A 23,984-nucleotide genomic window follows, 5' to 3' on the forward strand; every position below is an offset into this window, starting at 1 on the left:
TAATGACAATTCTTTTAATCGCAGAACACGATAACAAAACCCTTAATACAAGTACTCTGAATGTCGTCACCGCAGCACGTCGTATCGGTAATGGTATCACCCTGCTGATAGCAGGTAATGATTGTGCAGCGGTGGCGGAGCAGGCTGCCAGTATTCCATGTATTGATCGGGTTTTACTGGTCAACGACGCCGCTTATGACAAATTATTACCGGAAAAACTATCGGCCTTGATTATCGAATTGGCAGAAGGGCATGAACACATTCTGGCGGCCGCCAGCAGCATGGGTAAAGACGTAATGCCTCGAGTGGCAGCCTTGCTCGATGTTGGCCAAATATCTGAAATTATTGCGGTGGATGCCGAGGATACTTTTCAGCGCCCGATTTATGCGGGTAATGCCATTGCGATGGTGCAGTCTCTTGATCCGATTAAAGTGATCACGGTGCGTACTTCTGCTTTTGATAAGGCAGCATCAACAGGTGGTTGTGCCGTCATTGAGAGTATCGACACACACTGTGATGACCAGACTAGCGTCTTCATTGATGAGGTTCTGGTTCAATCTGAACGCCCAGAGCTGGCGGCTGCCAGCGTGATCGTCTCGGGTGGCAGGGGTATGGGGAATGGTCGTAATTTCGAATTACTGGAAGCCGTGGCAGATCGTCTTAATGGAGCGATTGGCGCATCGCGTGCAGCAGTTGATGCCGGTTTTGTCAGTAATGATTTGCAGGTTGGCCAAACTGGGAAAATTGTGGCCCCTGATCTGTATGTTGCGGTGGGGATTTCCGGTGCGATTCAGCACTTGGCAGGTATGAAGGACTCCAAAGTGATTGTCGCCATCAATAAAGATCCAGATGCACCGATCTTTCAGGTCGCGGATTATGGCTTGGTAATGGACTTGTTTGATGCATTACCTGAATTGGCACGCAAGCTTTGAGAAAGCGTAGAGGAGTGGGAAATACCGATGCGTGAAGTGATGGAGCTTGACGTTGTCATTGTCGGTGGCCGCCCAGGCACTGGTGGATGTACTGGGCGAGTTGCTAGGGCAGTGAGGGACTAACGACCGATAGTGTAGCCTTTGGAAAGTCTGGCTTTTGAAAACCCGGCACCGGGTTACACTCAAAAAATGTAAACGGCTGTCATTATTAACCACTCAAACCGTCAATAAACCTTCATGTCCAGTGCCGATACTGCCGCTTCTAGAATTATTATTAGATATATCAGAGAGGTAGTATGACGCGTTTTCAGGGCATGACCCGTTCGATTCTGTCGGTGGCCATTGCCACCATAACAGCCAGCGGGCTTGTTGCTTGTGACTCCAATAATGATGATTCATCCTCGGCTGAATCAAGTTACCAACCCTATAAAATCGGCCTGTTACCCGATACCCAGGGTGGCACCGACAGCGAAGGCCAGTCTCACGTTGCCTTGCACCCCATGCGCGCAGTGTTGTCCCACCAGGCCGAAGCCGGTGTGGACATGGTCATTGCGCTGGGCGATTTGACTGACGGTGGCACCACCGTTGAATGGAACGAATGGACATCCGTGGCCGAATCTTATAAAGACCAAGGCATTGAATTCCTGCCGGTCATGGGCAACCACGAAACCAGCTATGCCTACACTGTCGAATGGATCAAAACCATGCGGGATTACATCCCGGAAGACGCCGTGCATATGCCGGGTGCCGAATGGATCAACTACTATGTGATCCGTGAAAACGTACTGATTATTGGCCTAGCCTACTATAACTTGCCGACCGCGTTCTCATGGATCCAGGAAGTGGTCGAAGCCAACCAAGATAACGTCGACCACATTGTTGTGGCGAGCCACGATGGATTGGTAGGCGCAAAATATGGCCAGACCCGTGAACAAATTGTTGAAGGCACCAAGGATGACGACTGGGTCTACAGTGTGCAGGAAGACATTCGTGAATACTTCTCGGAACACGATGTTATCTACGTGCAAGGCCATGAGCATCAGTATCAACGTTCACTGATTACCTCTAAAACCGCCTTGACGACTACGCCGTCAGGCTCAACCCCGGAAGGCGGCAACTACCGCATGGGTGCTTACACCCAAATCATGGCGGGCAACGCGTCTTACAAGGGCTACGAGTACCGCTACGGCGAGCGTGAACTGATCCAGATGGTGGTGGCGCAGAAAAACGACACCCTGAGCAGTGGCTCAACGGCGTACAACGTCAACTCCGGCTGGTTGGCGTTTGATAATGACCGCGTGGATTACACCACCTACTTTGCAGAACATACCGCCTCCAGCAACGACGACGACCAGGCCTTCAGCGCCGACTGGAAAATGCTGGATACCTTCACCCGCACCAGCAACCGCTGCGAAACCGTGGTGTACCCGACCTCCGTACCAGAAGACACGCGCGCGGTATTGGTGTTCCAGACCGAATATCTGACCGACCTCTGTATTGCGGGCGACGGCACTCTGGCGCAACTGGTGGGTGGTTCCAACGCCACCTTTAACCGCACCGACACCCGCACCCGCGATATGGAATACACCCCGGGCTTCAGCCGCGCCGAAACCCTGACCGATCTGGCCCGTCTGGCCTATCAGTGGATGTACGTGTACCACGAAAGCTGGACGCCCAACCTGAACAGTGCGGCCCGAGCGATTCCAGACGCAGACGAAGACGTCCTGCTGATTCCTGAAACTACCATCGATCTGAAAGAACACGTGATCCTAAGCTGGAGCGATGCAACAGCGGATACCCGTTCCGATATCCTGATTATCAGTGGAACACAAAACCAGAACGGCCTGTACCAGAGCGCGTACGGTGCCGCGCAAGACATTGAAGTAGATACCGGACTCGACCTGTCGTCTCCTTCTGGCAGCGCCAAAAGTGCCGTCACGTTGCCAGCCACTGCCAGCAAAAGCTGGGATATGAGCGTTGCCGTTGCCGACAGTTATGGCGTCGCCCTGACCGCCGTTGATACATTGTCTGGAGACGCTGTCTTGCTGGCCCGTAAAACTGACGCTGGCTGGGAAGCACTGACATCCGCAGACTGCATTTACCAGGGCCTGTGGCTGGAAAGCTACACCGTAACAGCACCGTCTCGTGATGCTGCCTGCTCCGGCGAACCGCTGGTCGGTTATGACGCCGATGGCAACAGTTGGTGGACTGTACTGAATAGCGATGCCGAATTGGCCTTGGTGTCTCGTTAAGGCAAGCTGACTCAGCAGGTAACGCCCAAGGATTACCCACCATGGTGTGCGGTAATCCACAAGCGCCCTCAGGATAGTGTCCACTTATATTTTAGTGGACACTTTGCGGACACGGACGGAGCCGGTTTGTACGGACGCCCTCCGTGGCTGTCGAAAAGCCAGTCCGCCGACCGTTATTCTTCCACGTAGTTAATAATCGACAACAATTGCAACGGCACTTCGACCAGTTTCTCCGGGCCGTGTGGCGTTTCGGCATCAAAGGTCAGGCTGTCGCCCGGGCCCATTTCATACAGGTGGTTGCCGTGGCGGTAAATCAGGCTGCCTTTCAGCATGTAGATAAATTCTTCGCCGGGGTGCGAAAAGGTCGGAAAAACTTCCGACAGATCGTCCATGGTGATCAGGAAGGGTTCAAAATTGCGTTTGCCGCCGCGTTGGTAAGTCAGTAGTTGGTAGGTATGGCCCTTGTCGGTGCCTCTGCGGACGACTTCCAGTCCTGCTCCCGACGGGGTGAAGTGGGCTCCGCCATCCGGGCGGTCGTAGTCGCTGAACAGTTTCGAAATAGGCAGGCCAATGGCGGTACAAAGGCGACTGAGGGTTTCGAGACTGGTGGAGACCTGGGCGTTCTCTATTTTGCTGACCATGCCCTGGCTGATGCCGGAAATTCGCGCCACATCGGTGATTTTTAATCCTTCTTCCAATCTGGCCTTTTTGACCTTCATGGCAATGTACTGATCCAGATTAAAACGGGTGTCGTTTCCTTCCATATCTGAAAGCTCCATTAATACCTGGTTTGCCCTTCTGTAGTGCGATTTTGTGATTGGTTGCATTTTAATGGTGCTAAAAAACAGCCATTCAACCATTACAGCAGGTGCAAGAGGGTTTCTTTGCGGGAAAATTTATTGACTCACTATAGGTAAATCGGGGCTTTCGGTTCAATATGAAAAAAATATTCCCTCAAGGAAAGTGATGGCACAGGGGTTGCATTCACTTAAAGAAATTAATTTTCCTAAAGAGAAATAAAGGTTCGGCGAAAAGCTGACCCAGGAATCAGGAGCAAGTGTATGTCGTCCACGACCCCATCCGCCGCCGAAATCGAAGCTTTTATGTCGGAAAATGATATTCGGTATGTGCTGGCGCAGTTTGTTGATATTCACGGTGTGGCCAAGACCAAGTCAGTGCCAGCCAATTGTCTTATGGATGTTGTTGAAAAGGGTGCCGGGTTTGCCGGGTTTGCGGTCTGGGGTATGGGGATGGAGCCACACGGCCCGGATTTCCTCGCCCGTGGTGATCTGGCCAGTCTGACGACGGTGCCTTGGCAGCCAGGTTATGCCCGCATTGCCTGTGACGGTTACGTCAATAATCAGCCACATCCTTACGACAGTCGCGTGGTGTTAAAAAACCAGCTCAAGCGCTTGGACGACAAGGGTTGGACATTAAACACCGGTCTTGAACCTGAGTTCTCGCTGTTCAAGCGTAACGCCGATGGCACATTGGGGCCGGTTGATGATACCGACAACCTGGACAAGCCTTGCTACGACTACAAGGGGCTGTCGCGCTCGCGTGAGTTTCTCGAAACACTGGTGGAAAGCCTGCAACAAGTCGGCATGGACGTGTATCAGATCGACCATGAAGACGCCAACGGCCAGTTCGAAATCAACTACACCTACAGCGATGCCCTGACCTCTGCCGACCGTTTCACCCTGGTGCGTATGGCCGCAGGTGAAATTGCCAACGACCTTGGCATGGTGTGCTCCTTTATGCCCAAGCCCGCGTCGGATCGTACCGGTAACGGTATGCACTTCCATCTGTCGATTTGCGATGAGAGTGGCAAGAACCTGTTTGGCGATGACAGTGACAAGCAGGGTATGGGGTTGTCGAAAATGGCTTACCACTTCACCGCCGGTCTGCTGTTGCATGCCAAGGCGTTGTGTGCCATCGCCGCGCCAACGGTGAACTCCTACAAGCGACTGGTGGTGGGTGGATCAGCCTCTGGCGCGACCTGGGCACCGGCCTATATCTGCTACGGCGACAACAACCGTTCTGCCATGGTGCGCGTACCTTACGGACGACTGGAATTCCGCCTGCCAGACTCAGGTTGTAACCCTTATCTGGTGCACGCGGCACTGATTGCTGCTGGTATGGATGGCATTGAGCGTGAGCTGGAAGCTGGTGATCCGATGAATATCAATCTGTACGCACTGAGCCAGCAAGAACGCGAAGAGCAAGGCATTGAAATTCTGCCGCAAACCCTGGGTGAAGCCATTGCTGAGCTGGAAAAAGACACCGTGCTGACCGACGCCATTGGCAAGGAAGTGATGGGTGAATTTATCAAGCTCAAAAAAGACGAGTGGATTGATTACTGCCGTCATGTGAGTGATTGGGAAGTGAAACGCTACGGCGAATTTTTCTGAGCAGTGCCAAGTAACCTGTAACTGGCTGCCACGCTCCGGCGTGGTCGCCCTGCGGTTTGCATTCCCAGGCGCGAGCATGGGAATGAGAAACAAACATTTAAATACTGAATTCACTGCTTTTGCCCCGGCAAAAGCGGAACGGTTTCGCTCGGTCTGAAGCAGGCATAGCGAAGTGTGTAATGAATATACGACTGTGAAAAAACGAGGATAACGCGATGTGTGGAATCGTAGGTCTGTACCTGAAAAATCCGGCGCTGGAGAGCCAGCTCGGTGCCCTGTTTGAACCCATGCTGATCGCGATGACCGATCGCGGCCCGGACAGCGCCGGGTTTGCCATTTACGGTGATGAAGTTGCCGATGGCACCAAGCTGACCCTGCGTCACGAGCATCTGAATTACGACTGGGAAGCGCTGGCAGAAGCGGCTCGTGCCGAGTTGAATGCCGAGGTCAGCTGGTTTCAGAATGCCACCGTTGCCGTGTTTAAAATGCACACCGATGCCGCCACCGCCACGGCGTATGTCCAGGAAAAAGCACCTGAAGTGCTGATTCTCAGCGCCGGTCACTCGATCGAGATTCTGAAAGAAGTGGGTCTGCCGGAAGTGATTTCCGAAAACTTCAATCTCAAGGGTATGAAGGGCACACACATCATTGGCCACACCCGTATGGCCACCGAGTCTGCCGTGACCATGGCCGGTTCGCACCCGTTCTCGACTGGCGAAGATTTGTGTCTGGTGCACAACGGCTCGCTGTCGAATCACAACCGTTTGCGGCTGGAACTGAAACGCCAGGGCATCCGCTTCGAGACCGAAAACGATTCGGAAGTGGCGGCCGGTTACCTGGCTCGTCGTCTGCAGCTGGGCGATACCCTCAATCAGGCGCTGGAAAATGCGATGAAGGACCTCGACGGTTTTTTTACCTTCACCATTGGCACCCGGAACGGTTTTGCCGTGGTACGCGACCCCATCGCCTGCAAGCCGGCGGTACTGGCTGAGACCGACGACTACGTCGCCATGGCTTCCGAATATCAGGCGCTGACCACCTTGCCCGGTATCGAGAATGCCAACGTGTGGGAGCCGGAAGCGGCCAAAATCTATGTCTGGGAACGTGCCTGAGCACGCGAGCTGCCAAGGGCTAATACGAGGAACATCACATGAAAACATTTGATCTGGCCACCACCTCGCTGCGCGATATTAATCAGATGCTGCACGATCAGGCGGCGGAATGCACCGAACGCGAATGGAAAATAACTGGCGCCAAGGGCGACCACAACCTGGTGTGTGGTCTCGACCAGGCGCTGAGTGTCGATATTGAAGGTCATGCCGGTTACTACTGTGCCGGTATGAACAAGAAAGCCCACGTCGTGGTACACGGTAATGTCGGGCAGGGCGTGGCTGAAAACATGATGTCCGGCTCCGTCCGCGTCAAGGGCGAAGCCTCACAATCGGCCGGAGCCACCGCGCACGGCGGCCTGCTGGTGATCGAAGGTAACGCCGGTGCCCGTTGTGGTATTTCCATGAAAGGGGTGGAAATTGTGGTCAAGGGCAATGTTGGCCATATGAGCTGTTTTATGGGTCAGGCGGGTGCTTTGGTGGTGTGTGGTGATGCCGGTGAAGCGCTGGGTGATTCGCTCTACGAAACCCGGATTTTTGTCAAGGGTACGGTTGCCTCGCTGGGTGCTGACTGCATCGAAAAAGAAATGCGTCAGGAACATCTCGACTACCTGACCGAGCTGCTGAACCGCGCCGGGGTTGATGAAGACCCGGCCAGCTTCAAGCGCTACGGCTCTGCCCGTCAGCTGTATAACTTCAAAGTAGACAACATTTCAGCCTACTAGGCCCGCAGCCAGGAGATAGTGATATGAGCGAAAAAGATCTGAATGTGAACCCTGGCCTGCGTGAGTCCGCGACCTTTGACGCGTTGACTATGCAGGAAATCCGCCGCGCCGCCGAAACCGGTATCTACGATATCCGTGGTTTTGGTGCCAAGCGTAAATTGCCGCACTTCGACGACCTGCTGTTCCTTGGGGCCAGTATGTCCCGCTACCCGCTGGAAGGTTACCGCGAGAAGTGCAACACCCAGGTCACGCTGGGCACCCGTTACGCCAAAAAACCGATCGTCATCGAGACGCCGGTCACGATTGCCGGTATGAGCTTTGGTGCTTTGTCTGCCAATGCCAAAGAAGCGCTGGGACGGGGTGCCTCTGAAGTCGGCACCACGACGACAACCGGTGACGGCGGTATGACACCGGAAGAGCGAGGCCAATCCACCAAACTGGTGTATCAGTACCTGCCTTCCCGTTACGGCATGAACCCGGACGACCTGCGCAAGGCCGATGCCATCGAAGTGGTACTGGGTCAGGGTGCCAAGCCGGGCGGCGGCGGCATGTTGCTGGGTCAGAAGATTACTGATCGGGTGGCGAAAATGCGCACCTTGCCGATGGGCGTCGATCAACGTTCTGCCTGTCGTCACCCGGACTGGACTGGCCCGGACGATCTCGCCATCAAGATTCTGGAACTGCGAGAGATTACTGACTGGCAGGTGCCGATCTACATTAAAGTGGGTGCGACCCGTACCTACTATGACGTCAAACTGGCGGTTAAAGCCGGTGCCGATGTGATCGTCGTCGACGGTATGCAAGGCGGTACCGCTGCGACTCAGGAAGTGTTTATCGAACACGTGGGTATACCAACCATGGCCGCGATTCCACAAGCCGTACAGGCGTTGCAGGAAATGGGCATGCACCGCAAGGTACAGCTGATCGTCTCGGGTGGTATCCGCAACGGTGCCGACGTCGCCAAGTGCATGGCACTGGGTGCCGACGCGGTAGCGATTGGTACTGCTGCTCTGATTGCGCTGGGTTGTAACCATCCAAAGTGGGATGCCGAGTTCAAGAAAATCGGTTCCGCTGCCGGATATTACGACGATTACCACGAAGGCAAGGATCCGGCGGGTATCTCGACTCAAGACCCAGAACTGAGCAAACGCCTCGACCCCGTTAGCGCTGGTCACCGCCTGGCCAACTACCTGCGGGTACTGACCATGGAAGCCCAGACGCTGGCACGCGCCTGTGGCAAGAGTGATCTGCGTAACCTGGAACCGGAAGATCTGGTCGCCCTGACGGTGGAATCTGCCGCCATGGCCCGAGTGCCGCTGGCAGGTACCAGCTGGATTCCGGGTCAGGGTGGCTATTGACGGCCGTGTCTGGCGGCGGAAATCTGACGTCGGGCGCGACGACCAGACTGGCTCCCACGCTCTTGCGTGGTAGCCGGGTGCCCTTTGTCTTCCAGGAACAGGGGAACGAGGTGAAGCTTGCGGCTAGCCAGCCGGGTTAACCACACGAGCGAGCTTGCCGTGCCGAGACACCGCCGAACCCTGCATGCCAGCGGGTGAGTGTGAACACAACAACTGAATTGATCAGCGAAGCGACTGACTTCGCAGGCTTTGTGCGGCTTGAAACTCCATATAAGCCAACTGATACAAGCCAACAGGGGAACAGAACCATGCCTCATGACAACGAAAAAATTGAATACGTATTAAAAACCACCTGCCCGGCGGGCAGTGGCATTGTGGCGGCGGTCGCCAGCTTCTTGTCGGAGAAAGGCTGCTACATCAGCGAGCAGTCCCAGTTTGATGACCAGGACAGCGGCAACTTCTTTATGCGTACCCGCTTTCATTTTGAAGCCGGAGACCAGTACGCGGCAGTCACCACAGGTTTCACCGACGTGGCCGAACGTTTCGGTATGAGCTGGAGCCTCAACAACGCCTGCGCGCCGATCAAGACCCTGATCATGGTATCAAAGGCGGATCACTGCCTCAGTGACCTGCTGTATCGCAAGAACAAGGGTGAACTGAACATGGAAATCACTGCCGTGGTCTCCAACCATCAGGATCTGCGGCCCATGGCCGAACGCGAAGGCATCCGCTTTATCCACCTGCCGGTCAATAAAGAGAACAAGCCCCAGCAAGAGCAAGCGCTGATCGACATCGTCAAGGAAACCGGCACCGAGCTGGTGGTACTTGCCCGTTATATGCAGATTTTGTCGAACACCCTGTGTGCCGAGCTGGCGGGCAAGGCGATCAATATTCACCACTCGTTCCTGCCAGGTTTCAAAGGTGCCCGGCCGTATTACCAGGCCTATGACCGTGGCGTGAAGCTGATTGGTGCCACCGCCCACTATGTGACCTCGGATCTGGACGAAGGCCCGATCATCGAGCAATCGGTGCAGCCAGTGGATCACACCATGGGGCCAGAAAAACTCACCGCTGCCGGTCGCGATACCGAAACCGTGGCACTGGCGCGGGCTGTCAAACTGCACACCGAACATCGTGTGTTTGTTGATGGCAACAAAACCGTCGTTTTCAAATAGGTGCACACCATGGCTATTCGAATCGACGGAAAAGTTATCTCAGCCCAAGTACTGGACGGGGTCGCTAGCGATGCGGCCGCCTTTCTTGATAGCTATGGTATCAAGCCCGGATTGGCAGTGGTGCTGGTGGGTGAAGACCCGGCCAGCCAGGTGTACGTGCGCAACAAGATTGCCCGCGCTACGGAGTCCGGCCTCAACTCCATTGAGCATCGTCTGCCGATGGATACGACCCAGGATACCCTCAACCAGCTGGTGGCCGACCTCAATGCCGACCCAGCGGTGCACGGCATTCTGGTGCAATTACCATTGCCAGCACATCTGGACGAAGAGCAGATTATTGCAGCGATCAGCCCGGAAAAGGACGTTGACGGTTTTCATCCGGTCAATGTCGGCGCGCTCAGCGTCGGCAAGGAATCGTTGGTTCCCTGCACCCCGCAAGGGTGCATGATCATGCTGGAACAGGTGTTAGGTGATTTATCCGGTAAACACGCCGTGGTGGTGGGGCGTTCCAATATTGTCGGCAAGCCCATGGCTGCGCTGTTGTTGCAGGCTAACTGCAGCGTGACGATCGTTCATTCCCGTACCCCGAATCCGCAGGCACTGGCACAGCAGGGCGATATTCTGGTCGCCGCCGTTGGCCGCCCGGAAATGATCGGCGCGGACTGGATCAAGCCCGGCGCGACGGTGATCGATGTCGGTATCAACGTCATTGAACGCGTTGGCCCCTCTGGTGGTACGCAGCGCAAGCTGGTCGGGGATGTTGATTACGCAGCCGTGGAGCCAGTGGCCTACGCCATTACGCCGGTTCCTGGTGGTGTTGGCCCGATGACCATTGCCTGTCTGATGAAAAACACACTGGTTGCTGCAAGACGCTTGCAGCAGATGTCCGGCGTCTGACGATCAACAAGGAGCAAGGCCATGCCTTTTGCACTTCTGAAATACGGGCTGAAAAACGATTATCCGTTTGAACAAGACGCCGATCTGCCAGCACCGACCGCTCTCAAACGTCGCTACGACGTGGTGATTATCGGTGCTGGCGGGCATGGTGTGGCCACTGCGTACTACCTGGCCAAGTACCACGGCATCACCAATGTCGCGGTACTGGAAAAAGGCTACCTTGGCGGCGGTAATACCGCTCGTAACACCGCCGTGATTCGCTCCAACTACCTCACCTCGGAAGGGGTGAAGTTCTACAGCGAGTCGGTGAAGTTATTTCAGCGACTGTCGAACGAATTCGACTTCAACATCATGTATTCCAAACGTGGTCAGCTAACCCTGGCCCATACGGATGCCGCCATTCGTGGCTTTCGTCAGCGCACCGAAGTAAACAAGCACTTCGGTGGCAAAACCGAATTGATCGACCCGCAGCAAATCCGTGAGCTGGTGCCGACCTTGAACATGAATCCGGGTCACCAGCCGGTACTGGCGGGTTTGTGGCATATGGATGGCGCGACGGCGCGTCACGATGCCGTGGCCTGGGGATATGCCAAAGGCGCGACCCAGCGTGGTGTGGAATTACATCAGCTGACTGAAGTGACCGGCGTGGTGGTGGAAGACGGCAAAGTGACCGCTGTCAAAGCCAAACAAGGCAGCGCAGAACACACCATTGAATGCGGCTGTGCGGTACAGGCGGTGTCTGGCCACAGCTCGCTGCTGGCGGAAAAAGCCGGTTTCAAGCTGCCGATTGTGTCTTATCCGCTGCAAGCGATGGTGACTCAACCAGTGAAGCCGTTCCTTGACCCTCTGGTGAGTTCCCCTGCGTTCCACTGTTACGTACAACAAACTGGCCGTGGCGAACTGGTGTTTGGTGGCGGCTCCGACCCGTACCCGCTCTATAACACCCGTTCCAGCCTGGAGTTAAAAGAACAATTGCTGGCACACGCAGTCGAGCTGTTCCCCTTTATGGCCAACCTCAAATTGATGCGCCAGTGGACCGGTCTCACCGACATGACCTCCGACTACAGCCCGATTATGGGATTGAGTCCGGTAAAGAACTATTACCTCGATGCCGGTTGGGGAACCTGGGGCTTTAAGTCTACCCCGATTTGCGGTCAGGCCATGGCCGAACTGGTTGCCAGCGGCGGCAAGGTGCCAGAGCTGATCAAACCTTTCGGCGTGGAGCGATTCAGCGAATTCCGTCAGGTGAATGAAATGGGTGCCACTGCGGCATCCCATTGATGGGCAACGTCGGCCACAACACAGTATTAATCGGCGTCAGACGTCTGATCTCAGACGTTCGGCAACCGTTCGCCAACATAGGTGAGATATGAAAATCATGCCCTGCCCGTTAAACGGGCCACGCAATATCAGCGAATTTGTATATGGCGGTGACGTTTCTCCACTGCCAAGCGTTGAATCTGCCCCCGACAAAGCCTGGGCAGAACACACCTTTTACGCCTACAACGGCACGGGTGTGGCCCGCGAATGGTGGTATCACACACCATCGGGTTACTGGTTTGTCGCCGAGCGCCATCGTGTGAGCGATGACATTTTACGTACTTACGATCCATCCGAATTGCCATCGGATGAGTCAACGCCTGACGGGGAGACTTGCTGATGAATTCCGTTGCATCTACACCATCGACTACCCTCTCACAGCGGCTGGCAGCGCCGATGGGCCTGCTGCTGGATCGCAGCCAGACTGTGCAGTTCCGTTTTGAAGGCCAGAGTGTGACCGGCTACAAGGGCGATACCATTGGCAGTGCCTTGCTGGCTAATAACTATTGGTTGTGGTCGCGGTCGTTCAAATACCACCGTGCCCGAGGCCCGCTGACGATGTCGGCGCACGATGCCAACAGCCTGGTGCAGATCCAGGGTGAACCCAATGTGCTGGCAGACAAAATGGTCGCCATCGATGGTCTGGAGGTAACTGGCCAGAACGTCAACGGCACGCTGGCGAAAGACAAGGACGCTATTCTTGGGCATTTTGGCCGCTTTATGCCGGTGGGCTTTTACTATCGGGCGTTCTACAAGCCGAAAGGCATCTGGGACTGGTGGGAAAAACAGATTCGTGAAAAAGCCGGTCTGGGCATCGCCGATCTGGATTTCAAACCGGAATACTACGACAAGGCCTATCGCTTCCATGATCTGGTGGTGGTAGGTTCCGGCCCGGCTGGCCTGACAGCGGCACTGACTGCTGCTGCCGCCGGGGTGGACGTGTTGCTACTGGAAGAACAACCGCTGCTGGGCGGTTCGTTGAGTTATGCCGACTTCAGTGATCTGGACGATCCCGAAGCCCTGCGTCAGCAGCTGGTTCACCAGGTAGAACAGCACCCCAATATCACCGTGATGACTGACTCGATCTGCAACGCCTGGTTTGTCGATAACTGGTTACCGGTTCTGCATGGCAAGCGGCTGTTCAAGATTCGGGCACAAGAATGCATCATGGCCACCGGCAGTTACGAGCAACACGTGGTGTTCCGTGGTAACGACCTGCCCGGTGTGGTGATGTGCAGCGCCGCCATGCGCATGATGAAACTCTACGCCATCAAACCTGGCCAGAGTGCCGTGGTAGTCACCGGCAACGACGATGGTTACCTGACCGCCCTGGCGCTGGCCGCACAAGGGGTGGAGGTAAAAGCGCTGGTGGATATGCGTGGTGGCGTCGATGACCCGACCGGCACGGATTCGGTCGAAACCAAAAACCTGATTTTCCGCGCCCAGCAGGCCGGTATCGCGTTGCGTTTTGGCCAGACCCTGTATGAAGCCTTTGGTAAAGATCACGTTGAAGCGGTAGAAATCCGGGTGATTCGTGGTCGTGGACGAGTCGCGCCAGAAGGCGACTTGTTGCGCTGTGATCTGGTCTGTATGTCGTCTGGCTATATGCCAGCCTACCAGCTGTTATGCCAGGCTGGTGGCCAGCTCAGTTACGATGAAGCGCGAGCCGAATTTTCACTTCGACAGCTGCCACAACACCTGCATATTGCCGGTTCGGTGAATGGCAAACACAGCATCAATGCCGTGATCAAGGATGCCGAATACGCTGCGGCAGCGGCGTTAACCCTGCTGGGCCATCCGCCCGCCAGCCAGCCCGAGGTGGTCGAGTGCTCACGCAAGGTCAACTACGACTGGCCGATTTTCCCGCACCCCAAAGGTAAAGACTTTGTGGATTACGACGAAGACCTGCAAAGCAAGGACATCGTTAACGCCACTCGTCTCGGTTACCGCGACATACAGTTGGTCAAACGCTTTTCCACCGTGGGCATGGGGCCATCCCAGGGCCGCCACTCGGCACTGCCAACGGCACGACTGGTGGCTCAGTCGACCGGCCGGACAGTGACCGAAACCGGTGTCACTACTGCCCGTCCGCCGCTGACACCAGAAAAACTGGCCTTCCTGGCCGGACGTGGTTTCGACCCGTATCGGCATACCGCGATGCACCATCGTCACCTGGCGCTGGGTGCCAAAATGATCCCGGCGGGTATCTGGGCGCGGCCAGCGTTTTATCCACCACAAGGCAGTTTGTTAAGCGGCAGTGACGCCAGCCCGCTGATTCCCGGCAGCCGCGCGCTTCGTAATGCCACGATTGAAGCCGAAGCCCTGCATGTACGCAGTCGCGTCGGCCTGATCGACGTTTCCACCCTCGGTGGCATTGAACTGCGTGGGCCGGATGCCGCCGAGCTGATGAACCGTATTTACACCTTTGGTTTTCTCAAGCAACCGGTGGGCAAAACCCGCTATGCGGTACTTACCAGTGATCAGGGAGTGGTGGTGGACGATGGCGTCGCCTGTCGCTTTGCCGATGACTGCTTCTACGTTACCGCGACCACCACCGGAGTCGATGCGGTCTACCGTTTGATGACCTTCTGGAATACGCAGTGGCGTCTGGATGTGGATATCACCAACGTCACCTCGGCCTTTGCCGCCGTTAACCTGGCCGGGCCAGACAGCCGCAAGGTACTGCAACAGCTGACCGACCTGGATCTGAGCAAGGAAGGCTTCCCGTACCTGGCCTGCCGCGAAGGCAGCATCAACGTGCCTGGCGCAGTGTCAGCAGATGGCCAACAACAGACCATACCAGCGCGCTTGCTGCGAGTTGGCTTTGTCGGCGAGTTGGGTTACGAGATTCACGTACCGGCACGTTATGGCGAGGCCCTGTGGGACATCCTGATGGCCGCAGGTGCCGCCTTCGACATTAAACCCTTTGGGGTTGAAACCCAGCGTCTGTTACGACTGGAAAAAGGCCACATTATTATTAGCCAGGACACCGACGGCATGAGCCATCCTGGTGAGCTGGGGCTGGAATGGGCGGTCAGTAAAAACAAGCCATACTTCAATGGCTGCCGGGCGGTCGATATCGTGATGAAACGGCTGCAAACCCGCAAGCTGGTGGGCTTCAAATTGCCAGCCAGCCTGATGGCAAGCGGTAAAAAACCAGAAGAAGGGCACCTGGTACTGGCAACGACAGAGCGCATGGCCGATATCACCGGCAACGTCACCTCCTGTGAATATTCACCCACGGTGGGTGCCATTATTGGCATGGCCTTCGCTGCCGTGAACCAGAGTGAACCCGGCACCCAGTTGCCGATTCGTGTAGATGGCGAAATGATCATGGCCGAAGTGGTGGCCCTGCCGTTTTACGATACCGAGCAAGCCCGTCAAGCTATGTAAATCTGGCACTCCCTAATCCCCTGTCGGCGGCAAGCCACTTCCCGCGAAGACAGGTTTTGCAGGAAGCCAGGTTTTGTACGAGGCCAAATGGGCAGGAGAGGGCTTGCCCCGAAAACGCCAGCGACATATGCGACAGGGTTTGATTCAAACAGATTAATAACATGGGCGTTTGCGCCCAGCAGGAGACAACACAATGTCTGAACTGTACAACACCGCATCGCCCGCTCACGTTGACTGGGCCGATGCTGACATTGCCCGCAGCGGTAACTATCGTCGTCTGGCGGCTATTGCAACCGCCGACACCAGCAGCGTCAAGACCGCTGCCGCTGCCTGCGTGGTCTCCCGGATCGCCAGGAACGATGCTGATATCGCCCGCAAAGCCGGTCTGCTGGAATTGTCGATGCTGCCACGTACCGGCTATCGCGGCGTGAGCACAACCGACTTGCTGGCCCAAAACAGCATGCCGATTCCCGCGCGTCCCAACACCGCAGCCAGCAGTGCCAACGGTGACTGCATACTGCGCCTGAGCCAGAAAGAATACTGGCTGCTGGGCAGCCCGACCGATCTCGGTGCTGCCATCATGGCATTGCCGACCCAGCAGTCGGACACACCGGATCGCTGCTACCCGCTGTTTTGCATGGACTCCCATGCCTGGCTGATGCTGACCGGTGAACACATGGCTGCCGTGATGGCCAAGCTCTGTGGTGTCGATATGCGTGAAGCCGTCTTTCCGGAAGGCACTATTGCCCAGACCTCGATCGCCCGTATCAATGCCATTATGGTGCGCCAGAGCTACCAGGGTTTACCGGCAATATCGATTCTGTGTGACGTCGCCTCCAGCGACTACCTCTGGACTGCTCTGATGGACGCGGTGCAGGAATTTGGTGGCGGAGCCGTGGGCCTGGATGTATTAGGGTAAAGGATGTATTAGGGGAAATTAACGGTTCCCGAGAGGCCGTTAGTTAGATGTTAGATGACGCCCTGATACTCAGGCGGTCAGCGGCCACAATCAATAATCAAGATTAACAAAGCAGGAGTGACCCCTTGGGTTGGATCTATTTACTGATAGCGGGCGGTCTTGAATGCTTGTGGGCCATCGGACTGAAACAAAGCGATGGATTTTCGAAATTATGGCCATCGGTGATCACCGTTCTGCTGATTATCGCCAGCCTTTCGATGTTATCACTGGCCATGCGCACCATCCCGATGGGTACCGCCTATGCCGTTTGGGCCGGTATCGGCACCGCCTCCATTGCGCTGGTCGGCATCCTGTTTATGCAAGAACCGGGTGGCCTGATGCGACTGGCCTGCATCGGCCTGATTATGGTCGGAGTGGTGGGGTTGAAGCTGGTGGATGGCGGTCACGTGTGAAGACATCCGTGTGGCGTGGGTATTGGAGTAAAACAGGTGCTGGTTCATAGCTAGTGCTTCGGCCTATCGCGTTGCCATGCTCCGCGTGGTAACGACCGGTATGTATTTAGCCGGTCATCGACAATAACGCCGCCGGCTACCACGCAGGAGCGTGGCAGCCATAATCCCCCGAATACTTGCACAGCCTCAGGAGCGCGGGGGCCAGAAAACATGTCACCCGAAAACATTCAATAGTGACGCTCGCCGCCCGTTCACACCACCCCGCATCCTTTCAGAATAATATGCGTCAGCGTTTCTGCTGCGGCATCAAAATCCGTCTGTGCCAATTCGGGTTTGTTCAACGCCGAAGTAATCTGGAAGTTAAAGTCGGCGTAGTGCTGGGTGCTCGACCACAGCAGGAAAATCAGATGCGCCGGGTTGATCGTGGCGTCCATCTTGCCGCGTCGCTGCCACTCCCGAAACACTTCCACCCGTGATTCAAACCACTCCACATAGCCGTCGCTGAAGTAGCCGTCGAGATTGGGGCCGCCACTGATGATTTCGGTGGCGAAAATTCTGGATGCCAATGGGTGCTGGCAGGAAAACTCGATTTTCTTGCGAATGTAGTGAAGCAGGGATTCAGCGGGGTTGTCGTCTGCGGTCATCTTGCTGAAAGTGCCGTCCCAGAGGTCGATAATGTCGCTTAATACTGCCAGGTACAGGCCCAATTTGTTTTTGAAATAATAGTGAATATTGGCTTTGGGCAGATCTGCACGTTTGGCAATTTCGCGCATGCTGGCACCCTTGAAGCCGAAGGCGGCAAATTCTTGCTCTGCGGCAGCCAGGATCACTTTCTCGTTACGTTGACGGATATCGCCAGCGGGTTTTTCATGGCTGTGAGAGGTGATGTTTAAAGGCATGAGATCATCTGGTTATGTCGAAAGTGTCGGCATTGTAGCCTGAAATGTAGCCTGAAATGCGGCAGAGCTGAAAAAGCCGCCCGAAGGCGGCCTGAATAATGATGGTTATTAACACTCGTATTGGCGAATCAGGAGGTGGCGCTGTCGGTTGTCATGTTCAGATTTTCTTCCGGCTCTCCTTCTTCGGCGACTTTTCCTTCGGGCAGCACCAGGCTCAGAATAATGGCCGCCAGGCCGCCAGTGGTGATGGCGGAACCAAAGATGCTCTGCACCAGCTTGGGCATTTCGGCCAGCAGGTTCGGCACCATGATCACGCCCAGACCCATACCAAACGACACCGCCATAATCAGCATTTTGCGACGATCCAGTGCTTCGGTGGCGAGAATTTTTACCCCGGCTGCTGCCACCGTACCAAACATCACCAGCGTTGCACCGCCGAGTACCGGCTTGGGAATGTTTTGCAGAATGCCGCCAATCACCGGGAACAGCCCCAGCAAAAACAGCATAGCGCCAATGTAGAAACCGATATAACGGCTGGCCACGCCGGTCAGTTGAATCACGCCGTTGTTCTGGCTGAAGGTGGTATTGGGCATGCTGTTGAACAGGGCGGCCAGCATGGAGTTGAGACCGTCGGCCAATACGCCACCTTTCACCCGGCTGATGTAGCTATCGCCCTTGATGGGCTGGCGCGACACAATGCAGTTGGCAGTAATGTCGCCGGTGGATTCAATGGCCGTGATCAGGTAAATCAGGGCGATCGGTGCAAATGCCGTCCAGTCGAACGAGAAGCCGTATTTAAAAGGCACTGGAATACTGAAGGCAGGCAGGCTTGCCAGGTTGGTGAAACTGATCTTGCCCATAAAGGCGGCGACCACAAAACCAATGGCTAACCCCAGCACAATGGAAGACAGACGAATCCAGCTGTTGGAAGAACGGTTCAGGGCAATAATACTGACCAGCACCAGACCACCGAGCGCCAGGTTGGCCGGACTGCCAAAGTCGGGTGCTTTAAAGCCGCCCGCCAGATCGGTCATACCGACCTTGATCAGGCTGATACCAATGATGGTAATTACAATGCCGGTGACCAGTGGTGTAATCACGGACTTCAGCTTGTGCAAAAACTGGCTGAGGAAAATTTCGACAAAAGCTCCGAGAAAACAGACACCAAAAATCAGCGCCAGTATCTCTTCCGGGCCTCCACCTTTCCCTTTGGCAATAAAACCCGCTGCCAGCACGGAACTCAGAAAGGCAAAACTGGTGCCTTGCACGCAGATCATGCCAGCACCGATGCCGAACGGGCGGCGCGCCTGAATAATGGTTGCCACCCCGGACACCATCAGCGACATGCTGATCAGGTAAGGAATATGTTCACCCAGTCCCAGCACGCCGCCGACAATCAACGTGGGCGTGATAATACCGACAAAACTGGCCAACACGTGCTGGATGGCAGCGAAGCTGGACTCCAGCACGCCGGGTCTGGCATCCAGCGAATACAGCAGGTCATTAGGTTGATGGTCGGACATGGTTATCTCCCTGAGGATGGTAGTCGTCAGTCAGGCAGTCACTGGAAGGAACAGGGCTGCGTGCAAGGCTTGCGGGTATGGCGGGTCGCCATTGCCGTAGTTGTTGATGTTCTTTTCTGACCGTATGGTCAAGTTGCTGAGTAAAAGCAAAAAACTGGCCAACCGGTCAGAAAACTTTGGGAAAAGCATTTATTGCCGTAAAAACAACCCGTTATGAACAAAACGCTGGCCTCCCGCTGGTCTGCAAGCCACAAGAGGTGACCGCTCATGCCCTGAGAGGAGACACGTAGCGCTAAAGCGCACAGAAAGTGGGCTTGGGGCCGAGCCAAAGACATTGCCTGCAAATTGGTATTTGGTGGGCTTGCTCATAAGCTGTGCGGCAGTGGTACTCTAACAAACACGATTATTGCCTGTTCAGGATCAGATTATGGCCAACACCACCGAGCTCCGCAGCGACTACCCTGCGATCGAACCTTACGACTCCGGCATGCTCGATGTCGGCGATGGCCATCAGATTTACTGGGAACGGGTTGGCACACCCGGCGCGAAGCCAGCGGTATTTTTGCACGGCGGGCCGGGTGGGGGCTGTAGTCACAACCATCGTCAGGTGTTTGATCCAGGCAAATACGATGTACTGCTGTTCGACCAGCGCGGCTGCGGACGCTCCACTCCTCACGCCTGTCTGGATGCCAACACTACCTGGCATCTGGTTGCCGACATCGAACGGCTGCGAGCATTGTGTGGTGTGGATAAATGGCTGGTGTTTGGCGGCAGCTGGGGTTCGACACTGGCACTGGCGTATGCCGAAACCCACCCGCAGCACGTCAGCGAGCTGGTATTACGCGGCATCTACACCCTCACCCAGGCGGAACTCGACTGGTATTACCAGTACGGCGTGTCGGAAATGCATCCGGAAAAATTTGAACGCTTTGTTGCTCCGATCCCTGCAGATGAACGCAACAACATGATGCTGGCCTATCACCAGCGCCTGACAGGTAACAACGAGGCTGAAAAAATTGCCTGCGCCAAAGCCTGGAGCCAATGGGAAGGCGGCACCGTTACCCTGCTGCCAGACCCGTCCCTGGTTGATGACTTTGGCGGTGACCAATTCGCGCTGGCTTTCGCTCGCATTGAAAACCACTTTTTTATCAACAAAGGCTGGATGGACGAAGGTCAACTGCTGCGCGACGTCAGCAGGCTGCACGGTATACCTGCTGTTATCGTCCATGGCCGCTTCGATATGCCATGTCCGCTAAAATATGCCTGGCAGCTGGCTAACGCCTGGCCGGATGCGGAATTACACATTGTTGAAGCTGCCGGACACGCCATGACCGAACCGGGCATTCTGGATCAATTGATTCGGGCGACGGATCGATTTGCGGAATAACCGGCGCCAGCCGGGGCGGCTGAGGCTCACGAAGAGGCGGCGAGCCTCCATGCTCGCCAGCACCGCCCGGTTTTGCTGCTGTTACATATGTACTTTGATCAAGGCGCTGACAGTGTTCTCGTCAAACTCGGTGCCGTACTTGTTGTGCCACGCGCTGTATTCGATACCCAACTTGATCTTGTTGTCGTAACCCAGCATCGGGCCAACGTTGTACGTCAGCTGAGGATTGAAGTTGAAGCTGGCTTTATGGTCTTCCGCACCAGTGGAATAGTCGATATAACCGCCCAGATCAACCTGCCCCCAGGACGCGCCATAAGTCAGAGTGATCTGATGATCACTTTCGGTGTCATTGTCATTTTTGCAGTAATAGTAGGTCGCGCTGGCGAAGTTCATACCTGGAATCGCCAGGTCGGCACCAATACCGTACAGATAGTTATCCTGGCTGAATCCTGATGAGGTGGAACCGGATTCAAGGGTGAAGGCCAGATTGATATTTTTAACGATGCTATCGTCAAAGGTGGTCAGAAAAAACTTGGGTGAAAATTCGCTGTAGCTGGCGCGGAATTGGTCGTCGCCCTGATCTCGATCCATAAAGAAGAACAGGCCACCCCAGCTGTAGCCAGATACGTGCTCGACGGTGTAAGTCGTCAGGCCGTAGTCCTTGTCGGTTTGTGGCCAGTCGGCAGAATCGATCTTGAAGTCTCCCCCCATCAATACCGAAATGCTGTTGTCAGCGAAGTAACGCTCGGCGTGTGCTGCAGGAATGGTTGTAGCGGCGACAACGGCCAAGGCTAGAAGTTGTTTTTTCATCACACTCTCTCTTTCAGATTAATAGTTCAGGAATCGTCTGGCTGACTTCAGGGCTTGTTGGGCCTTCTGTTGCAGCATGTTGTCACCGGCCTTATAAGTTGACCGTTTGGACAGTAATTCCTGAAAAAGCAAAATCCTGACCAACTGGGCAGAAAATTTAATTTTTATTATAAAGTCCATGTTTGCAGGCTATCGGGGCGACAACGCTGTGCTACCTGCAACGGCGCACACAATGAAATGCCTGCCGATAGTGCGCAGGGCAAATAGACAAGCACCTAAATGTTGCAATCTGGGTCGCTACGGGTGTTGGGGAAGGTTAGAGGGCGCTTCGCATTACAGTCCACGCCAGATGGGCAGTGCAGCAGCTGGGAGATTAGCCGTTGCCGTTCGTTTTATTGACGTTCCGCCAGCGGCGTCGAAAAGGTGTACTCCATATCCCAAGGAAAACGAATCCAGGTGTCCTGGCTGACTTCAGTAATAAAAGTATCCACCAAAGGCACGCCCGCAGGCTTGGCATAAATGGTCGCGAAATGCGCCTTCGGCAACATCTCACGGACACAGCGGGCGGTTTTGCCGGTATCCACCAGATCATCGATCAACAGCATTCCTTCGCCGTCACCCTCGACACGCTTCAGAATTTGCAACTCGCCTTGCAGCGATTGAGTCGCCGAATCATCAGCACTCTTGTAGCTGGTGACACACACCGTATCGATCAAACGAATATCCATCTCCCGCGCCAGAATCGCCGCAGGCACCAACCCACCACGGGTAATTACAATCAGCCCTTTCCAGGGGCCTTTATCCAGCAAACGTAACGATAACGTGCGGGCATTACGATGCAGCTCTTCCCAGCTGACAGGGTAATCCATGGAATAGGTTTGATCGGACATGAGCGAGCACCTGTGATTAATATCAAAAACTGACCGGGTGGTCACTTTATTCGGAGGCGTGGGTTGGTTCAAGGGTAAGGGATGGATTGAATAAATCACTCCGGGTTTTGAGGAGGTTCCAACGTTGGGATAATGGATTTATGGAACATCCAACAAGTACTCCTCTGAAGTCCGTCAACTCGCTGTCCGCATGGTTTACGAACACCTTGCTGCCACTCGCCAACAGCCTGGCGTTGTTATCAATGCCGTTGGCGGGCACAGCGGCCCGGCCCTCCCAATGCAAATTAACTCAATGCCGTTGGCGGACTTCGATTCCGGGAGCGCGAGCTGCCACGCTCGCCAACAGCCTGGCGTTGTTATCAATGCCGTTGGCGGGCACAGCGGCCCGGCCCTCCCAATGCAAATTAACTCAATGCCGTTGGCGGACTTCGACTCCGGGAGCGCGAGCTGCCATGCTCGCCAGCAACCTGGCGTTGTTATCAATGCCATTGGCGGGCACAGCGGCCCGGCCCTCCCAATGCAAATTAACTCAATGCCGTTGGCGGACTTCGATTCCGGGAGCGCGAGCTGCCACGCTCGCCAATAGATTGGCGTTGTTATCAGCGCCACTTGGCGGGCACAGCGGCCCGGCCCTCCCAGGAGGAAATATAGCGTTGTTATCAATGCCATTGGCGGGCACAGCGGCCCCCCAGGCGCAGTGTTGTAAGTTATCCGTGTTGTTGCCATTCCTTCAGGTCTTGCAGTTGGGTTGACCAACGGCGGCCGCTGTCTTGTTGCAGGTACGCGGATACGTCTGCCATCAGCAGGCAGGGGTCGTTTCCGGCACGGGCGATGTCGGTGCCATCGGGGGCGATAAGGGCACTTTGTCCGGTGTAGTGCAGGTCTCCTTCCTGGCCGCAGAGGTTGGCGTATACCACGGTCAGGCCGTTTTCCAGTGCTCTGGCTCGTGCCAGGGTGTTGGGTACCTGGTAGTAGGGCGTCATGTTGGCGGTGGGGTTGAACAGCAGTTTGGCACCTTGTTGGGCAAGGGTGCGGGTGCTTTCCGGAAATTCGATGTCGTAACAAATCGACAGGCCACAGGTGTGTCCGCAGAGTTCAAAGGTCTGGAAGCGGGTGCCTGCGGTAAACAGTTGTTTTTCCTGGTTGCCAAACAGGAATACTTTGCGGTGATGCCCGGCCAGTTGGCCTTGCTTATCGATGACGATGGCGCTGTTGTAGAGTTTGCCTGCGTCGGTTTCGGGTAAACCAATAATGATCGACAGCTGATAGCGGCGGGCCATGTCGGCCAGTTGGTGAAAGCTGTCGCCTTGCAGCGGCTCCGCCAGGTCGTGGAGTTGTGCCCCGAGGTTGTAGCCGGTGGTAAACAGTTCTGGAAATACCACGGCATCGGCACCCAGCAGGCTGGCGCTGTGGCTGATTCGTTGCACTTGCGCCAGGTTGGCTGCCTTGTTGGCTGCGACGGCGCTTCCCTGATAGATGAGGATGTTCAAGACGGTGTCCTTAGTGAGGCAACGCACCAAAGTCCGTTGCCG

General features: G+C 55.5%; 20 protein-coding genes. 14 read left to right on the forward strand and 6 right to left on the reverse strand.

What is annotated here, in order from left to right:
• The first annotated feature begins 2 nt into the window (after positions 1–2).
• Both WG929_RS10420 and WG929_RS10425 read left to right on the forward strand, forming a co-directional pair.
• Positions 3–932, forward strand: coding sequence for an electron transfer flavoprotein subunit alpha/FixB family protein (locus WG929_RS10420; protein ID WP_416205970.1), 930 nt, complete (start codon positions 3–5; stop codon positions 930–932).
• A 296-nt stretch (positions 933–1,228) separates the two neighbouring features.
• Complete coding sequence (locus tag WG929_RS10425) at positions 1,229–3,184, forward strand: metallophosphoesterase family protein (protein ID WP_416205971.1); 1,956 nt, start codon at positions 1,229–1,231, stop codon at positions 3,182–3,184.
• 173 nt (positions 3,185–3,357) lie between these two features.
• Here WG929_RS10425 and WG929_RS10430 read toward each other — a convergent pair whose 3' ends face one another.
• On the reverse strand, positions 3,358–3,948 hold the full coding sequence (locus WG929_RS10430) for a helix-turn-helix domain-containing protein (RefSeq protein ID WP_369855858.1): 591 nt from the start codon (positions 3,946–3,948) through the stop codon (positions 3,358–3,360).
• Positions 3,949–4,245: 297 nt separating this feature from the next.
• Between WG929_RS10430 and glnT the strand changes: the two genes are divergently transcribed.
• From glnT to WG929_RS10485, 11 genes are all read left to right on the forward strand, one after another.
• Positions 4,246–5,595: a type III glutamate--ammonia ligase gene (gene glnT, locus WG929_RS10435; protein ID WP_369855857.1), complete on the forward strand. Its 1,350-nt coding sequence runs from the start codon at positions 4,246–4,248 to the stop codon at positions 5,593–5,595.
• Between the two features lie 215 nt (positions 5,596–5,810).
• The gene (locus WG929_RS10440; RefSeq protein ID WP_369855856.1) at positions 5,811–6,707 is read left to right on the forward strand and encodes a class II glutamine amidotransferase; all 897 of its coding nucleotides are present in this window, start codon (positions 5,811–5,813) and stop codon (positions 6,705–6,707) included.
• Positions 6,708–6,745: 38 nt separating this feature from the next.
• Positions 6,746–7,429, forward strand: coding sequence for a protein glxC (locus WG929_RS10445; RefSeq protein ID WP_416205972.1), 684 nt, complete (start codon positions 6,746–6,748; stop codon positions 7,427–7,429).
• A 23-nt stretch (positions 7,430–7,452) separates the two neighbouring features.
• Entirely contained in the window at positions 7,453–8,787 is a 1,335-nt protein-coding gene (locus WG929_RS10450) for an FMN-binding glutamate synthase family protein (protein WP_369855854.1), read from the forward strand.
• 308 nt (positions 8,788–9,095) lie between these two features.
• Positions 9,096–9,962, forward strand: coding sequence for a formyltetrahydrofolate deformylase (gene purU, locus WG929_RS10455; RefSeq protein ID WP_369855853.1), 867 nt, complete (start codon positions 9,096–9,098; stop codon positions 9,960–9,962).
• A 9-nt stretch (positions 9,963–9,971) separates the two neighbouring features.
• Positions 9,972–10,859: a bifunctional 5,10-methylenetetrahydrofolate dehydrogenase/5,10-methenyltetrahydrofolate cyclohydrolase gene (locus WG929_RS10460; protein ID WP_369855852.1), complete on the forward strand. Its 888-nt coding sequence runs from the start codon at positions 9,972–9,974 to the stop codon at positions 10,857–10,859.
• A gap of 21 nt (positions 10,860–10,880) precedes the next feature.
• Positions 10,881–12,140, forward strand: a complete 1,260-nt coding sequence (locus tag WG929_RS10465) for an FAD-dependent oxidoreductase (RefSeq protein ID WP_369855851.1) — start codon at positions 10,881–10,883, stop codon at positions 12,138–12,140.
• Positions 12,141–12,228: 88 nt separating this feature from the next.
• Positions 12,229–12,519 carry a sarcosine oxidase subunit delta gene (locus WG929_RS10470; protein WP_369855850.1) on the forward strand — a complete coding sequence of 97 codons (291 nt, stop codon included), beginning with the start codon at positions 12,229–12,231 and terminating at the stop codon, positions 12,517–12,519.
• The gene (locus tag WG929_RS10475; protein ID WP_416205973.1) at positions 12,519–15,572 is read left to right on the forward strand and encodes a 2Fe-2S iron-sulfur cluster-binding protein; all 3,054 of its coding nucleotides are present in this window, start codon (positions 12,519–12,521) and stop codon (positions 15,570–15,572) included. The genes WG929_RS10470 and WG929_RS10475 overlap by 1 nt, the downstream gene beginning before the upstream one ends.
• Before the next feature lie 193 nt (positions 15,573–15,765).
• On the forward strand, positions 15,766–16,491 hold the full coding sequence (locus tag WG929_RS10480) for a hypothetical protein (protein ID WP_416205974.1): 726 nt from the start codon (positions 15,766–15,768) through the stop codon (positions 16,489–16,491).
• Between the two features lie 125 nt (positions 16,492–16,616).
• On the forward strand, positions 16,617–16,943 hold the full coding sequence (locus tag WG929_RS10485) for a DMT family transporter (RefSeq protein WP_369855847.1): 327 nt from the start codon (positions 16,617–16,619) through the stop codon (positions 16,941–16,943).
• Positions 16,944–17,194: 251 nt separating this feature from the next.
• Here the strand turns inward: WG929_RS10485 and WG929_RS10490 are convergent, their stop codons facing one another.
• Together WG929_RS10490 and WG929_RS10495 are read right to left on the reverse strand one after the other, a co-directional pair.
• Positions 17,195–17,842, reverse strand: a complete 648-nt coding sequence (locus tag WG929_RS10490) for a TetR/AcrR family transcriptional regulator (RefSeq protein WP_369855846.1) — start codon at positions 17,840–17,842, stop codon at positions 17,195–17,197.
• A 128-nt stretch (positions 17,843–17,970) separates the two neighbouring features.
• Positions 17,971–19,365, reverse strand: coding sequence for a uracil-xanthine permease family protein (locus WG929_RS10495; RefSeq protein WP_416205975.1), 1,395 nt, complete (start codon positions 19,363–19,365; stop codon positions 17,971–17,973).
• 427 nt (positions 19,366–19,792) lie between these two features.
• Here WG929_RS10495 and pip point away from each other — a divergent pair, with 427 nt between their 5' ends.
• Positions 19,793–20,752 carry a prolyl aminopeptidase gene (gene pip / locus WG929_RS10500; protein ID WP_416205976.1) on the forward strand — a complete coding sequence of 320 codons (960 nt, stop codon included), beginning with the start codon at positions 19,793–19,795 and terminating at the stop codon, positions 20,750–20,752.
• Positions 20,753–20,833: 81 nt separating this feature from the next.
• Here pip and WG929_RS10505 read toward each other — a convergent pair whose 3' ends face one another.
• The 3 genes from WG929_RS10505 to WG929_RS10515 all read right to left on the reverse strand — a co-directional run bounded on the left by WG929_RS10505 (position 20,834) and on the right by WG929_RS10515 (position 23,942).
• Positions 20,834–21,562 (reverse strand): hypothetical protein, encoded by a 729-nt coding sequence (locus WG929_RS10505; RefSeq protein ID WP_369855843.1) that lies wholly within the window; start codon positions 21,560–21,562, stop codon positions 20,834–20,836.
• 392 nt (positions 21,563–21,954) lie between these two features.
• Positions 21,955–22,452 carry a xanthine phosphoribosyltransferase gene (gpt, locus tag WG929_RS10510; protein WP_416205977.1) on the reverse strand — a complete coding sequence of 166 codons (498 nt, stop codon included), beginning with the start codon at positions 22,450–22,452 and terminating at the stop codon, positions 21,955–21,957.
• 707 nt (positions 22,453–23,159) lie between these two features.
• A complete protein-coding gene (locus WG929_RS10515) occupies positions 23,160–23,942 on the reverse strand; it encodes a carbon-nitrogen hydrolase family protein (protein WP_416205978.1) in 783 nt (260 codons plus the stop codon).
• Positions 23,943–23,984 lie beyond the last annotated feature (42 nt).

This window comes from Oceanobacter antarcticus, assembly GCF_044962685.1.
Taxonomy (GTDB): domain Bacteria; phylum Pseudomonadota; class Gammaproteobacteria; order Pseudomonadales; family Oceanobacteraceae; genus Oceanobacter; species Oceanobacter antarcticus.